The organism is Brevundimonas sp. TWP2-3-4b2, assembly GCF_049897345.1.
In the GTDB taxonomy this organism is placed as follows: domain Bacteria; phylum Pseudomonadota; class Alphaproteobacteria; order Caulobacterales; family Caulobacteraceae; genus Brevundimonas.
This window is the reverse complement of the sequence record NZ_JAFCWB010000011.1, coordinates 1-15,111: the sequence shown is the minus strand read 5'-3', so window position 1 is coordinate 15,111 and position 15,111 is coordinate 1. Positions and strand designations below refer to the sequence as shown.

Here is a 15,111-nt window from a genome sequence, read left to right as displayed (position 1 = left end):
CAGCAGCAGCGGTTCAAATCCCAAGCCTCAGCCCAAAGATTTCTCACCACCCACGCGGCGATCTACAACACCTTCAACATCCAACGGCATCTGATCAGCAGGCCCACCCTTCGCCGCTTTCGCGCCGAAGCGGCGTCCGTTTGGGCGGCTGCGGTTGCCTGATTTCAGGCAGGGTAGGGCGGCTTTCGACTTGGCGCGGATAACCTGACAGCACCACCCAGCGCCATCTGATCAGCAGACCTACCCTCCGGCGGTTCCGCGCCGACGCGGCGTCTGCGTGGGCGTCTGCGGTTGCCTGATTTCAGGCAGGGTAGGGGGTCTTTCGACTTGCAGAAGTTAACCTGTCAGCACCCCTAAAGCCCATTGTCCGCCTCGGGACAGCGTCATGATTCGGCATCCACGCTATCTTAGTGCAAGGTCATCACGGAACGGTTCCGGGGGACTGCGCCGTGTCAACGAATTCAGCTGGATGCTCAATGCTCCTACATGATAGGTCCTTAATAAGGGCCGCCAGCAAAGAGCGCCGCGTTCGAGCACGTTCCTGAATGAACCGAGCTACGCCGGAGCTGCGTATTTACGCCGAGCGTCTCATCGCCAATGAGGTCAGCCGAAACGCGTCTGCCAAATCAAAACCCACGGCAGCCTTTGCTGTCATAGATAAGCTGAGCCCGCATTTTGGCGCACTCATGGGCGCCGCAGGGTTTCGCGCGCTCCTCTCGCGTGCACTCATGCTGGCCGGTGCGGAAGTTGCTTGGCTGGGTGAGCTGCATGTCAGAGCAGACGGATCTTTTGAAGATCTGAAAGAACTTGAAGCCCAAGCGACTCCCGAAGAAATGTCTAACGCCGGGATTGTTCTACTCGCCCGCTTGCTAGGACTTCTGGTGACTTTAATTGGCGACGAATTAACCCTCCAGTTGTTGAGCAACATCAACGACCTGCAATTGGCCCCGGAAGGCTAAAATGGCAAAAAAACCTAGCGCCGCGGCTACCTGCAAACTGACGAACAACGCCGCAAGCCAACCGGCAAGGGTCACGATCCGCAAACTGCCGACCGGCGTTCGCGGCTTCGACGACATCTTGGGCGGCGGCATCCCCGAGTTTTCGTTCAACGTCATCGCCGGCATGCCCGGTTGCGGCAAGACTACGATGGCGCATCAGATCGTTTTCGCCAACGCGACGGCGGAAAAGCCCGCGCTCTTTTTCACTGTCCTCGGTGAGCCCGCCATAAAAATGTTGCGCTACCAGCAACAGTTTTCCTTCTTCGACGCATCCAAGTTGGGCAAAGCCGTCCGCTTTATCAATCTCAGCGACCTGGTGTTGAATCAGAATCTGGAGGCGGTCCTTGCTGAAATTATCAAGCAGGTCACGGCAATCAATCCGGGCGTCGTGGTGGTGGACTCCTTTCGCACCGTAATGCGCAAACCGCAGGCCGCTGGCGGCGAAATGGAGATGCAATCTTTCATTCAGCAGCTCACCCAGTTTCTGACGAGTTGGGAAGCCACGACATTTCTGGTCGGCGAATTTAGCGAGGGAGAGACCCAAGGCAATCCGCTATTCACCATCGCTGACGGCCTCTTCTGGCTTTCGCAGAGGGTGGAAAGAAATTCTGTTGTGCGAAAACTGCAAATCCTAAAAGTGCGCGGGTCGGGTTCGGTGCCGGGATTGCACACCGTCCGCATAAACGAGGACGGGTTGCAAGCCTTCTCGCGCACGCTGGGATTCATCCCCAAAACTGGGAAACCGGCCAAGCGCCGGCGGCTTTCCATGGGCATTCCCGATCTGGACGAGATGATGGGCGGAGGCATTCTCGAAGGCGACAGCCTTCTCATTGCCGGGCCTTCGGGGACGGGCAAGACGGCGCTGGCCACGCAATTTATTGCTGCGGGACTGCGCAATGGCGAGCCGGGGATCATGGCAATCTTCGAAGAACGACCGAAAGGCTACACTGATCGCGCTGACAGCTTTGGTTTGAATTTGAAGACGCCGCTGGAGAAGGGACGCCTGGAAATCATTTACCTTCGTCCGCTCGATCTCTCGGTGGACGAAACTATGCAGGAGATTCTCGACGCCGTTGAAAGGGTCGGCGCGAAACGTCTGGTAATCGATTCACTGGTCAGTCTTGAGATGGCGCTGGCTCCCGGTTTCCGCGAGGACTTTCGCGAGTCGCTCTACCGGCTGATCGTGGCGTTGACGGGGGCGGGGGTCACGATTCTTAGCACCGTTGAGGTGGAGGATACGTTCACCGGGTTTTCTTTCAGCCACTATACGATTTCGTTCCTGACCGATGACATCATCAGGATGCGCTATGTGGAAATCGACGGCCAGCTTCGGAAGGTCATGGTCGTGATCAAAATGCGCGGTGGCAACCACAGCAAAGACATCCGGGAATATGTCATCACGGACAAGGGCGTGGTCGTCATCCAGCCGCGATCCACCGACTACGACGGACTGACCACCGGAATTCCCACGCGAACCGGCCCGCGCCCGGCGCAAAAGGCAGAACCCCCTCCGGAGCCGAAGGCTAAGTTTAAGGCTAGGGCTGCGAAATAGAAGCTCGGCCGCGCTGACCATCGATGAGGGAGCAGTCAAGCCTAACCGCCCGTCCAATTCTCCGGGGTGGCCTTATGTTTATGGTATAAGGTCGGCAGCGGACGAGCGTCTCGTCGGGGTGATGATCTAAGTGACCAGAGCCACGCAGTTGCATAAAAATACGGTCGCGATGAACGAGGCGCTGATCCTCAGTTCGCTGCGCCAGCAAGAACTCGTCCGCGTCACAGAAGAGTTGAACGCCAAACTGCGGCGCGAAATCACCGTGCGTAAGCTGACGGAGGCAACGCTTTACGAAAGCGAAGCACGCTATCGCGCCCTGTTCGAGATAGGTCCCGTGGCCATCTATTCTTGCAATGCCTCGGGTGTCATTTCGGATTTCAACCGCCGCTGCGCCGAACTGTGGGCGCGCGAGCCAATCCCGGGGGATAATAACGAGCGGTTTTCTGGCGCGTTCAAGATGTTCTGGCCGGACGGTGGTTACATGCCTCATGACCAGTGTCCCATGGCCAACGTGTTGAGTGGCAAGATACCAGAAGCGCGGGACGTGGAAGTGCACGTCGAGCGGCCCGATGGCACGCGGATTATCGTGCTTAAGAATATCCGTCCGCTAAAGAACCAGCGTGGAAAAATCACCGGGGCAATTAATAGCTTTTTTGACGTCACCGAGCGCCAGGCAGCACAGGACGCCGTCCGCGCGAGCGAGGCGCGATTCCGGATGCTCTTCGAGTTTATCGACGAGGGCTTTTGCACACTCGAAAAGCTCGATACTCGCGCCGGCGAGCCGAGCGATTTCCGCTACCTCTCCGCCAATGCTGGTTTTGAGAAACAAACTGGTGTCGGCGGCGTCGTCGGCAAAACCATTCGAGAAGCGTTTCCTGACGAGCCCCAAGAATGGTTCGACACCTACGACGCGGTCATGGCGACGGGAGAGCCGATCCGTTTCGAGCGCGATCTGGCATCGCAGGGGCGGACGCTGGAGTTGTTCGCTTTTCGCTTCGAGGATGACGCCGTCCTGAAAGTCGGTGTGATCTTCCTCGACGTGAGCCTGCGCAAACATCATGAGGAACGGCAGGAGCTGCTCCTGAAGGAGATGGATCACCGGATCAAGAACCTGTTCGCCATCGTCGGAGGAATGGTGGCGTTGAGCGCTAGGTCAGCAACCACGCCCAAGGAGCTGGCCCAGACCATTCAAGGCCGGTTGGGCGCGCTCGCCAGCGCCCACCAAATGATCAGGCCGGGGCCTTCAACGGCCCCGGCCACCAAGCGGGAAACCACCTTAGGCGATTTGATCCAAAAGGTTCTCTCGCCCTATCAGGAACTGGCGGGATCAGACGTCGTCGCACGCACCGAAATTGGCGGGCCGGAAATTGCGGTCGGCGCCGAGGCCGCCACGAACGTCGCGCTCGTGATGCATGAGTTGGCGACGAACGCGGCCAAGTATGGCGCCCTGTCGGTCCCCGGCGGGCGCGTCCGTATTTCGTGGGTGGTGGCCAATGGGCACCTCGCTCTTTCGTGGGAAGAAAAGGGCGGGCCCGCGATCACGACCTCACCGGAGCGGGAGGGCTTCGGCAGCGTATTGGCCCGCAGAAGCGTCGAAGGGGGGCTCGGTGGCGACGTGACGTTCCACTGGTATCCCGACGGGTTGGTGGTTCTTGTTTCGGCAGAGACGGAACGCCTGGCCCTTTAAAGAACTTCAGTAAGGCGAAACATTTCCCAACGTCGCGCCTGGCATCGCCCTTGCTAAATCACTTATCCGTCCTCGTCGCCGAAGATCAGACTTTCATCGCCTTGGACTTGGCGCTCGCCGTGGAGGACGCTGGCGGCAAAGTGGTCGGTCCGGCAGCTAGCTGCGCGGAAGCCCTCTCGTTGCTCGAAAACGGTACGGTAGCCGCCGCGATTTTGGACTTTAATCTGGTGGATGGAGAATCTTCGCCCTTAGTTGAGGCCCTCGTTAGTCTTGACGTTCCCTTCATAATTCACACGGCCGTGGATCTCCCGCCGTCTTTGGCGGCGCGCTTTCCAAACCTTGTCGTACGGATCAAGCCTTGCCCGGCGGCAAGTTTGGTCGCGCAACTTGAGATCTTGCTCGTCGAGCATGGGCACGCCGTTGAGGGCGCCGCCCGGCTTCACGTCATCTCGAAACGATATGAAGCGTTGAAGAATGAACCGCCTTTGCTCGATGAAGTCCCTGGTTTTGTCGATGAAAGTTTGCCTGAACTAGGTGCGTGATATCCTGCAGGATCGGTTTGAATTCTAGTTCACTTGTCGAACGGGTGCTGACAGGCAAACGCTAAAAGGTCTCCGTCAAAGTCGGTGTAAGCCGCTGTCGGGGATAATGTTTCGTGATGCCGATTTTGTTCAAACGCCACCGGTTTCCGGCGGACGTGATCCGCCACGCCGTATGGCTGTACTTCCGCTTTAGCCTGAGTGACGTGACCGCCTGAAACTCCTCCAGGAATAGCTAGAGTCCGCCCCTCGAAAGGACGGACGGAATTAAGCGATCGAGATTTACGGAAGAGCAGATCATCGGGATCCTGCGGGAGCAGGAGACGGGCGTCCCGGTGGCGGATCTGTGCAGGAAGCACGGGCTCAGCTCGCCGACGTTTTACAAGTGGAAGGCCAGGTTCGGCGGCATGGATGTGTCGGAAGCCCGGCGGCTGAAGGCGCTTGAGGACGAGAACGCCAAGCTGAAGCGGTTGCTGGCGGATGCGATGCTGGACAACGTCGCGCTGAAGGATCTGCTGGGAAAAAAGTGGTGACGCCCGCCGCGCATCGAGAGGCTGTGGCGCACCTGCGATCGGTCTACGAGATGAGCGAGCGGCGGGCGTGCCGGGTTCTGGGCGTCGATCGTGCGAGCGTGCGCTACCAGGCCACGCGGCCGGACGACAGTGCCCTGCGGGATCGGCTGAAGGCGCTGGCCCAGGAGCGGCGGCGGTTCGGCTATCGCCGTCTGCACGTGATGCTTCGGCGCGAGGGACATGCCGTCAACAGGAAGCGGGTCCAGCGGATCTACCGCGAGGAGAAGCTGATGGTGCGCCGGCGCGGTGGACGCAAACGCGCCATGGGCACGCGGCGTCCGCTGGAGGTTCCCCTAGTGGCCAACCAGCGCTGGTCGCTGGACTTCGTGTCCGACCAGATGACCGACGGGCGGCGGCTCCGGATCCTTACGGTGATCGACAACTGCACCCGCGAGTGCCTCGGGCTCGTCGCCGACACCTCGCTGTCCGGCCAGCGGGTGGCGCGAGAGCTGGACGCCATCATGCTTCGGCGCGGACGACCCGACACGATCATCAGCGACAACGGGACAGAATGCACCTCCAACGCCATACTCGGCTGGGCCGACGAGACCGGCGTGGGTTGGCACTACATTGCGCCGGGCAAGCCCCAGCAGAACGGCTTCAACGAGAGCTTCAACGGTCGCCTGCGCGACGAGCTGCTGAACGAGACGCTGTTCCGGTCCTTGCCACACGCCCGGTCCGTGCTGGACGCCTGGCGGCGCGACTACAACGAAACCCGACCGCACTCGAAGCTCGGATGGCTGACCCCGACGGCCTACGCCAGAATGCTAACCGGACAGATCGGCCGGCCTGCTGCGCTGGTTGATGGCTGCGCAGGCCGGCCTATTGCCACCCCAACCAATCACGGCTCAAATCACCCAAGGACTCTCGTTATGGCTGGATGAGAAACGGGGGTCACGTCATGAGTTTTCGCGACGTCGAAGAGCTGATGGCGCAGCGGGGGATCGACGTCAGCTACGAGACGATCCGGTGCTGGACGATCAAGTTCGGACCGCTGATCGCCAGGCGGCTGAAGCGGCGACGGCCAGCACCGTCGCCGCGCTGGCATTTGGATGAAATGGTCTGCTGGACCGGCGGACGGCGGATGTATCTGTGGCGCGCGGTCGACGATGAAGGCGAGGTTCTCGACCTCGTTGTCCAGCGCCGGTGGGACACAGAGGCGGCGTTGCGGCTTTTGAAGCGCCTGCTGCACAACCAGCCGGTCGAGCCGGAGACGATCACCACCGACGGCTTGGCGTCGTACGGAGCCGCTCTGGATCAGCTGGATCTGAGGCACCTGCACCGGCCGGGTCGGCTGCGGGAGAACAATCGGGCGGAGAACTCGCACCTCCCGATCCGACGACGAGAACGCCAGCAACAGCGGTTCAAATCCCAAGCCTCAGCCCAGAGATTTCTCACCACCGACGCGGCGATCTACAACACGTTCAACATCCAGCGCCATCTGATCAGCAGACCCACCCTTCGGCGTTTTCGTGCCGAGGCAGCGTCCGCCTGGGCGACTACGGTTGCCTGATTTCAAGCAGGGTAGTGGCTTTCGACTTGGCGCAGCTAACCTGACAGTACCCGTGATGGCCGTTCGTTGGAGCGCAATTAAAGTGCCAGCCGTTTCGTCTCGATACGAAGCGTTACTACAGCTCCGGCCTTGGGCCAGTCGTAGGTGATCGAGCCGCCAAATTGATTGACCATAATGCGATCTAACAGTTTGTGGCCGAAGCCACGTGTGGAGGTCGGAGCAACGCAGGGCGGTCCACCCCGTTCGGACCAAACGATGACCGCGTCATTCTCTTCAAGTTGACAAGCCACATCGAGGAGCCCGTTCGGCACGGAAAGGGCACCGTGTTTAACCGAGTTTGTTGCCAGTTCGTGCAAGACCAGCGCAAGATTAGTTGCCGAGATTTCGCCGATCCCCATTCTCGGCACCGCCACCCGAACACGCCCATTGAATGCCCCCAGATTGTCATAAGGCGTGAGTAAAACAGAAAGCAGATCGCCCAGAAGGGTCGCGCTGTCGGCTCGGCCAGGAACGGGCCGAACTACATCGTGCGCGCGCCCCAAGGCCGCGAGCCTGTGAGTGAGATCGCTGACCATTTCCTCCTTTGTCTCCGTCGACCGCGACGTCATGGTCGTGAGCGCGCCAGCTATCGTGATGAGGTTCTTGACGCGATGGCTCATCTCGCCAGCCAGCAACTCGTTGGCTTCCTCAGCCTGTTTCCGGCCCGTCACGTCCAAAAAGATCCCGAACATTACCCGGTTGCGGATGCCCTCGTCATCGCCCCGTCCCCGGGCAGAAACCCAGCGGACCTCCTCGTTGACCAGTATGCGAAAGTCGATCTCGTAGGAGCCGATGATGCCCCGCGTAGCATTGAACCCGGCCCTGACTCTGTCACGGTCAGCTGGGTGGATGTGGGCGGAGAGGTCTTCAAAAGTAACCTCCTTAATCGTGGGCACGCCCCAAAGGTCGTATCCGGTCTGATCCATCTGAAGTTGGTCGCTATCAACGTTCCACGACCAGAGAGCCACACCGGCGGCCTCTACGCCTAGCCGTAGATACTTGTCACCCCAAGCCGGTCGATCCGGCGGGGACGCGGTTTGGGTGTTTTCCATAGGAATGATCGTAGGCATTATCCGCCTAACAGCCGGCGTGCTGACAAAACCGTGTCTGGCAACGATTTGTTCCCAAGCTCAACGGCTGATTCAACGCAATGTCGCCTACCCACCCTTAGGCAACCGTCTAGTCCCGACCCGTTACGGACATTGTTGAAGATCGCGGAAGTTTAAGGGAAATGCACGCAACCTGACAAGGTGGCTGCTGTTAGGCTCTCGAATGAATGAATCGAGGCCTTGATGTCGGACTCCGTATGAGTCTTCGTCGTTGACGACGAGGCTCTCATACTCTGACTTGACCCCGTTTGTCATACAGCCATAATAAAAGCCTTTGGGTGATCTGATCTGAACTGGTGTTGGTGGGGTTGGCAAGCGCATGTATCTGTGGCGGATAGTCGACGACGAAGGCGAGGTCCTGGACCTTGTGGTCCAGCGCCGGCGGGACACGGAGGCTGCATCGAGGCTGCTGAAGCGCCTGTTGTACAACCAGCCTGTCGAGCCGAAGACGATCACGACCGACGGGCTGGCGTCCTACGGCGCGGCGCTTGGTCGGCTGGAACTGAGGCACCTGCACCGCCCAGGGCGCCTCCGCGAGAACAATCGGGTGGAGAACTCCCATCTTCCGATCCGACGACGAGAACGCCAGCAGCAGGGGTTCAAATCCCAAACTTCAGCCCAGAGATTGCTAACCACCCACGCGGCGATCTGCGACACCTTCAACACCCGGTGCCATTTGATGAGCAGACCCACTCTTCGCCGCTTTCGCGCCGATGCAGCGTCCGTTTGGGCGGCCGCGATCGCCTGATTTCAGGCAGGGTAGGGCGGCTTTCGACGTGGCGCAGTTAACCTGTCAGCACCAGCAGGGGAGGGGGCGAGCTTGGCCAAGGTCTTTGTCGCAGCTTATCGGATATCCGTGAGTGGAGTGCCTCGGACGCTCGCGGGACTGCGATCGTCTCGGAGCGAGGCCGAGCCGCTCGCAACCGATCAGGTGGCTGGCGGTTAGGGGACTCGATCCACTTTTAAGGAATCCCCATGTCCGACGCCGCAATCGCCGCCACCAAACGCTTCGGCGAGATCGTCAACACCGGTGCGCTCGACGCATTTCCGGAAGTCGTGGCCGAAGGCTGCGTCGATAATGACCCGTCCCCAGAACAGGGCTTCGGACCCGAAGGGTTCAAGACGTTCTTCACCGGCATGCGGGCGGCCTTTCCCGACATGCAGGTGGAGCCCCAGACCATGGTCAGCGAGGGTGACAAAGTCGCTTTCGCCTACACACTGACCGGCACGCACCAAGGCGACTTCCTGGGCGTTCCCGCCACCGGCAAGCCGATCGAGATCCGGGGGATGCAGATCGGCCGGTTCGAGGACGGCAAGATGGTCGAGCGCTGGGGCTCTTCGGACGAGCTGGGCATTTTAAAGCAGATCGGCGCGGCTCCGGTCTGAGGCGAGCAGTTGCTAAAACCCGCTGCCTGCGATGTCGCGATCATCGGCTCCGGTTCGGCCGGGCTCGCCGCCTATCATGCGGCGAAAGCCACGGGCGCGAAGGTCCTGCTGATCGAGGCCGGGCCCGGTGGCACGACCTGCGCGCGATATGGCTGCATGCCGTCCAAGCTCCTCTTGGCGGCCGCGCGCTCAGCACGAGACACCAGGGCGGCGACGACGTTCGGCGTCCGCGTCGTGGACATTGCGATCGACGGCAAGGCGGTCATGGCCCGGGTGCGGCGCGAACGCGATCACTTCGTGGGAGCTGTGCTGGAGGAGGTCGCCGCCATCCCGCCGTCCGACAGGCTGCGGGGTCGGGCGCGGTTTTCTAGTCCCGACACCTTGACGCTCGACGATCATACGATCGTCACGGCCCGGGCCATCGTGATCGCCACCGGCGCGCGACCGGTCGTCCCCAGGGAACTGGCCGAGACCTGCCAAGAGAGGATCGTCACTCACGAGACGGTCTTCGATCTGGAAACACTACCGCGCGCGTTGGCGGTAATCGGGGCTGGTCCACTCGGTCTGGAGCTAGCCCTGGCCTTTGGCCGGCTGGGTGTGAAGACGACGGTCTTCGACGAGGGCGACACGATCGGGGCGGTCAGGGATCCCGTCGTCGCCGAGGTCGTGGCCGATCAGATGAAGCGGGAGCTTGTCTTCGAACTGGGCGTGAAGGTCGAGGCGAAACGCAAGCCAGACGGCGACATCCTGCTCCAATGGTCGGAGTCCGGCGGCAAGGCGCGGCGCGGGACGTTTGACTACGTGCTCGACGCGACGGGGCGGAAAGCCGCCGTCGAAGGTCTGGACCTGAACCTCGCGGGCTTGGACTGCGACGAGGACGGCGTGCCCGTGTTCGATCCCGACACTCTCCGCTGCGGCGGGTTGAACATCTTCATCGCGGGCGACGCGAACGACGACCGGCCTGTCCTGCACGAGGCTACCCTGCAGGGCGAGCTGGCCGGTCGCAACGCCGCGCACGCACCGAAGCTGGAGAAGCGGATCCCGATGCCGAGCATGGCCGTTGTCTATTCCGATCCGGACATCGCCAGCATAGGACCGGGCTGGGACGAAGACGCGGCCAAGGGCTGGAATGTCGGATGCAGCGATGATGTCGGAAGGGCGCGGGTCGACGCCAAGCCGTCGGGGATGCTGCGCGTCTATGCCGAGGCGAAGGACGGCGTGCTACTCGGCGGCGAACTGTTTGGACCGGACGTCGAGCATCTCGCACATCTGCTCTCTTGGGCGGTCCAGCTTAAGATGACGGCCAAGGACGTGCTCGATATGCCCTTTTACCATCCGACGATGGAAGAGAGCCTGAGAACTGCGCTGCGCGACTTGGCGGATAAGCAAAAAAACTGAACTCACCCGCCTTCGCGGAAGTCCGGATAAAGGCTCATGCCGCCGTCGACGAAGAGCGTGGTCCCAACCACATAATCGGCCGCGTCCGAGGCCAGCCACACCGCGCTCTGAGCCACGTCGTCGACTTCTCCGATCCGGCCGTATGGGATCAGTTTCAGCAGTTTGCGCGCCGCCGCCGGCGTGTCCCAGGCGGCTTTGTTGATTGAGGTCTTGATCGCTCCGGGGGCGATGGCGTTGACGCGGATTTTCTGGTCGGCGAGCTCCTGCGCCATCGTCTCCATCAGCATGCGCACTCCGCCTTTGGCTGCCGCATAGTTGGCGTGACCAGCCCAGGGTATGCGCTGGTGCACCGAGGTGACGAACAGCACCTTGCCGAGCGCCTTGGACCGATTGGGCTCCAGCCCCTGACGCCGGAAGCGCTTCGCTGCCTCCTGAGCGCAGAGGAAGGCTCCGGTCAGATCGAGATCGATCACCTTGCGCCAGTCCTCCAGCCTCATCTCCAAAAAGGGCGCACCTGCCTGAGCACCGGCGTTGGCGACCAGGATATCCACCCCGCCGAAATGGGCGTCCGCCGCATCGAAAAGACGCTGCACGTCTTTTGGCTTCGAGACGTCTGCCTTGACCGAGACCGCGCGGCCCTCCTTTTCAAGAATCTCTGCCGTCACGGCCTTGCCTGCGTCCGCGTCGCTATGGTGATTGACCACGACAGCGGCCCCCGCTTCGGCGAAGGCCAGGGCGATGGCCTTGCCGATCCCCGAGCTGGCACCGGTAACCACGGCTCGCTGACCGGCGAGAGGTTTTTGGCTCATGCGCAATCCTGATCGGCGGAGGTGACGGTTCCGGAGACGATGCCCCCTGCGTCGCGCGTCACCCTACATACGAACCTGCGATCGCCGACGGCCAAGCCGCGGATCTCGAGCCGATCGACGCCAGTCGGAAGAATGGGGCTTTCCATCATTGGTCCCGACGGACCGACGTGCAGGCCAAGCAGTTCGGTCAAAAGGTAGGGCGCCGCACCTGCCGACCAGGCTTGCAACGGCTCGGCGAACGGACACCTTGCCGGAAACAGGCCGGGCTCGCGGTCGAATCCGATGAAGAACTCGGGCAGACGTCCCATGGCGAAATGCTCCGACACATCGATCATTGTGTCGAAAACGGAGATCGCGTTTTCAGTCAGGCCGTGTCTCTTCATGCCCGCCGCAATCAGTGCGTTATCGAAGGGCCAGACGCTGCCCAGATGATAGTTCAGCGGGTTGTATGCCGCAGCCTCCGCCGACAGGGTACGAATGCCCCAGCCCCCATTCATGTCGGGACGCATCATTCGCTCGGCCGTACGCCTGGCCTTGTCGTCGTCGGCGATGCCTGACCACAGCACCTGACCCGCGTTGGAGCCTACGACGGCCAGTTGACGCCCGCCGGCCTCAAGACCGAGAGCGAAACACCCCTCGGCCTCCATCCAGAAATCCCGGTTGAAGCCTTCGCGCAGAGCGGCGGCTGAGGTCTCCAAGTCGGCGGCGGCACCGTCTTCGCCGGCCCGCCGAAACGCATCGGCCATCAGGCGTTGCGCCTGCCAGGCGTAACCCTGGACTTCGCTGAGCGCGACCGGCCCTTGCGAAGGACTGCCGTCGGCGCGCGGCACGCCGGTCATCGAATCCTTCCATCCCTGATGGATCACGCCGTCTTCGTTCTGACGGTCATAGGTAAGATAGCCGTTCTCGTCGGCAGCGCTGCGAGCCGCCATCCAGGCGAGCGCCGCATCGATGCTGGTCCGGAGTTCGTCGAACAGGTCGTCTGATCCCGACCACTGCGCATGGCGTCCGACCAGGATCAGGAACAGGGGCGTCGCGTCGATCGACAGGTAGCTCGGTCGGTGCGGGACTTCTCCCAGATTGGCCATGGCTCCGACGCGGAGCTCGTGCGGCATTTTTCCAGGTTCTTCGCCGGTCTCAGCGACGATCTTCTTACCCTGGTGGCGAGCGAACAGACGCAGCACACCTTCGGCCGGTCGGGGATCAAACGGCAGGCTCTGCAAAGCCGCGATGAGACTGTCCCGCCCGAAAGGCGCGACGAACCAAGGCAGGCCGCCGGCGATGAACGGCTCCTCCAGCTCGGTCAGCAGCATCCTCAAATCCTTGAACGACCTGTCGAGCAGCCGTTCGAAGAGGACGTTGTTGCTGGTGACTGAAACGCCGTCATAGACGGCAGGAATCGGTGGCTTCGCTCGCGCAGGCGCGTCGACCTCTATGACGGAGAAGCGGGTCTCAAGCGCTTCCGTCTGCTGCGGGCCGATCTCCAGATCGAAAACGATTTGGCGGGCGCTGCCTCGCGCCACGATTTGGGCGGCGCGATCGAGGACGACCGTGAGGCACCGCTCGACCTCGTCGGCCCCGAGATAGCGAAAGGTCAGTCCGTTGTCCTGCGTCTCGACGGCGCGCAACGGGCCTCTGGCCTTCGCCTCTGCGCCTCGAAGCTCAAAGATGTCCTCGAACAGGGCGTCGATCGTCAGCGCTAGTTCGAACCGGATCGGCTCCAAAGCGAAATTGCGGATCGTGATCCGATCGGCGAGGCATAGGCTTTCGCCCGCGACCCTTCGGTCTAGTCGAAGGGCGAAGCACTGAGGCTCCATCAACTTACCGTCCGTCTGGACGATCCGGTCGTTGGTCAGGTCGTGGGCCGCCTCGGAGCCCCGCGCCGCGCTCGACATCAGCACCAGAGGCTCCCGTCCGCCCAGTGTCAGCTCGTACCGGCTTAGGAAACGGGTATCGCGGTGAAACAGGCCGACGCCGGCATCGCTACCACTCGGTATTCCGCCGTTGGGACAGGTCGCAAGAAACAAGGAGCCATCCTTGATCAGAATGGGCTGGGTGACTTCCGTCATGAAGGGGGCGTCGCTCAAGTCTGGCTCCGGTTTCGCGCAAGCCAAGCTGGCAGAAACCAACAACGCACAAAACCACTCCTCGCTTCACTTCAAAAAAAATCGGGCCGGTGGAAACGCCGGCTCGCACGACGCGTTGAGGCGGACAATCAATCGCCCGCCGTGCGCGATTTGTACCAGCCACAGGATTTTCGATGACCGACCGCCTGACGATGCAGGACCCGCGCGAACAATACGCCAAGCCGCCGTTCCCAAAGCAGCCGCAACCGGTCCCTGGCCTGGCCGCGAAAATGGATCCCCAGCCCGATCACGGCGAGACCAGCTACAAGGGGTCAGGCAGGCTAGCCGGCCGCAAGGCGCTGGTCACAGGTGGAGATTCAGGCATCGGCCGTGCGGCCGCGATCGCCTATGCCCGAGAGGGTGCCGACGTCGCCATAGCCTATCTGCCGGGCGAAATGACCGATGCGCAGGATGTCATTGCGTTGATCGAGGCTGAAGGCCGCACGGCGGTCGCGCTTCCCGGCGACATCACCGACGAAAATTGGTGCAAGCAGCTCGTCGCCGATGCGGTCGCGGGCTTGGGCGGTCTCGACATTTTGGTCATCAACGCTGGCCACCAGCAGGCGCGTGACTCGATCGCCGAGGTGACTTCGAAGGATTTCGACGTCACGATGAAGACCAACCTCTACGCCATGCACTGGATCACCCAGGCCGCCGTGCCGCATTTGAAACCGGGGTCGGCGGTGATCACGACAGCCTCAGTCCAAGCCTATGATCCGTCGGCCATCCTTCTGGATTACGCGACCACCAAGGCCGGGATCGTCGCCTACACCAAGGCGCTTGCCAAACAGCTGATTGAAAAAGGTGTGCGTGCCAATGTCGTGGCTCCGGGTCCGTTCTGGACGGCGCTCCAGGCGAGCGGCGGCCAGCCGCCGGAGAAGGTCATGACGTTCGGCGAGCAGAGTGCCTTCGGTCGGCCCGGCCAGCCAGTCGAGATCGCCCCGGTCTACGTCTTGTTGGCCTCACAAGAAGCCAGTTTCACGACCGGAGAGGTTTACGGCGTGACGGGCGGCGCTGGGATCGCTTGACGACCGCCAGAGATTGACGGTCGCCTTGTCCGACCGACATGCCGCAGGTGCGGAACCTCGCGGCGTTCGGCCGGTTCAGATCATATGAGCCTGAAAACCTATTCCGTGACCCTTAAACCCTCCAAGGGCGTCACCCGCGAAGTCAGAGTGCAGTCGCCCACGGACGTCCAAACCGGAGACGCAGCCAGCGCCTTGGTGGAAGATGACGAAGGAAGGTGCTGACAGGTTAACTGCGCCAAGTCGAAAGACCCCCGACCCTGCCTGAAATCAGACAACCGCAGACGCCCACGCAGACGCCGCGTCGGCGCGGAAACGCCGGAGGGTAGGTCTGCTGATCAGATGGCGTTGGGTGTTG

General features: G+C 61.6%; 11 protein-coding genes and 4 pseudogenes. 12 read left to right on the top strand and 3 right to left on the bottom strand.

What is annotated here, in order from left to right; genetic code table 11:
- The 8 genes and pseudogenes from ACP7AS_RS12985 to ACP7AS_RS12950 all read left to right on the top strand — a co-directional run.
- Positions 1 to 162, top strand: a pseudogene (locus tag ACP7AS_RS12985) (IS6 family transposase); the annotation flags it as partial.
- A 383-nt stretch (positions 163 to 545) separates the two neighbouring features.
- The gene (locus ACP7AS_RS12980) at positions 546 to 959 is read left to right on the top strand and encodes a hypothetical protein (protein ID WP_426029277.1); all 414 of its coding nucleotides are present in this window, start codon (positions 546 to 548) and stop codon (positions 957 to 959) included.
- 1 nt (position 960) lies between these two features.
- Complete coding sequence (locus tag ACP7AS_RS12975; protein WP_426029276.1) at positions 961 to 2,550, top strand: RAD55 family ATPase; 1,590 nt, start codon at positions 961 to 963, stop codon at positions 2,548 to 2,550.
- Between the two features lie 130 nt (positions 2,551 to 2,680).
- A complete protein-coding gene (locus ACP7AS_RS12970) occupies positions 2,681 to 4,237 on the top strand; it encodes a sensor histidine kinase (RefSeq protein ID WP_426029275.1) in 1,557 nt (518 codons plus the stop codon).
- A gap of 50 nt (positions 4,238 to 4,287) precedes the next feature.
- A complete protein-coding gene (locus ACP7AS_RS12965; protein ID WP_426029274.1) occupies positions 4,288 to 4,779 on the top strand; it encodes a hypothetical protein in 492 nt (163 codons plus the stop codon).
- 116 nt (positions 4,780 to 4,895) lie between these two features.
- Positions 4,896 to 4,979, top strand: a pseudogene (locus tag ACP7AS_RS12960) (IS6 family transposase); the annotation flags it as partial.
- Positions 4,980 to 5,042: 63 nt separating this feature from the next.
- A protein-coding gene (locus tag ACP7AS_RS12955) for an IS3 family transposase (protein ID WP_426029278.1) occupies positions 5,043 to 6,232 on the top strand; the annotation gives its coding sequence in 2 pieces (ribosomal slippage) (positions 5,043 to 5,301 and positions 5,301 to 6,232; 1,191 coding nt in all).
- Positions 6,233 to 6,249: 17 nt separating this feature from the next.
- Positions 6,250 to 6,861: pseudogene (locus tag ACP7AS_RS12950) on the top strand (IS6 family transposase); the annotation flags it as partial.
- Positions 6,862 to 6,938: 77 nt separating this feature from the next.
- Here the strand turns inward: ACP7AS_RS12950 and ACP7AS_RS12945 are convergent.
- The gene (locus ACP7AS_RS12945) at positions 6,939 to 7,868 is read right to left on the bottom strand and encodes a sensor histidine kinase (protein WP_426029273.1); all 930 of its coding nucleotides are present in this window, start codon (positions 7,866 to 7,868) and stop codon (positions 6,939 to 6,941) included.
- A gap of 451 nt (positions 7,869 to 8,319) precedes the next feature.
- Between ACP7AS_RS12945 and ACP7AS_RS12940 the strand changes: the two are divergent.
- The 3 genes and pseudogenes from ACP7AS_RS12940 to ACP7AS_RS12930 all read left to right on the top strand — a co-directional run.
- Positions 8,320 to 8,757, top strand: a pseudogene (locus ACP7AS_RS12940) (IS6 family transposase); the annotation flags it as partial.
- Positions 8,758 to 8,984: 227 nt separating this feature from the next.
- Positions 8,985 to 9,395, top strand: a complete 411-nt coding sequence (locus ACP7AS_RS12935) for an ester cyclase (RefSeq protein WP_426029272.1) — start codon at positions 8,985 to 8,987, stop codon at positions 9,393 to 9,395.
- Positions 9,396 to 9,404: 9 nt separating this feature from the next.
- On the top strand, positions 9,405 to 10,793 hold the full coding sequence (locus tag ACP7AS_RS12930; RefSeq protein WP_426029271.1) for a dihydrolipoyl dehydrogenase: 1,389 nt from the start codon (positions 9,405 to 9,407) through the stop codon (positions 10,791 to 10,793).
- Between the two features lie 2 nt (positions 10,794 to 10,795).
- On the opposite strand, the gene ACP7AS_RS12925 is transcribed toward ACP7AS_RS12930, so the two are convergent.
- Positions 10,796 to 11,602: a glucose 1-dehydrogenase gene (locus ACP7AS_RS12925; protein ID WP_426029270.1), complete on the bottom strand. Its 807-nt coding sequence runs from the start codon at positions 11,600 to 11,602 to the stop codon at positions 10,796 to 10,798.
- The gene (locus tag ACP7AS_RS12920; RefSeq protein ID WP_426029269.1) at positions 11,599 to 13,689 is read right to left on the bottom strand and encodes a glycogen debranching N-terminal domain-containing protein; all 2,091 of its coding nucleotides are present in this window, start codon (positions 13,687 to 13,689) and stop codon (positions 11,599 to 11,601) included. The genes ACP7AS_RS12925 and ACP7AS_RS12920 overlap by 4 nt, the downstream gene beginning before the upstream one ends.
- Before the next feature lie 173 nt (positions 13,690 to 13,862).
- On the opposite strand from ACP7AS_RS12920, the gene ACP7AS_RS12915 reads away from it, so the two are divergent.
- Positions 13,863 to 14,756 carry an SDR family oxidoreductase gene (locus ACP7AS_RS12915; protein WP_426029268.1) on the top strand — a complete coding sequence of 298 codons (894 nt, stop codon included), beginning with the start codon at positions 13,863 to 13,865 and terminating at the stop codon, positions 14,754 to 14,756.
- The last annotated feature ends 355 nt before the right edge of the window (positions 14,757 to 15,111 follow it).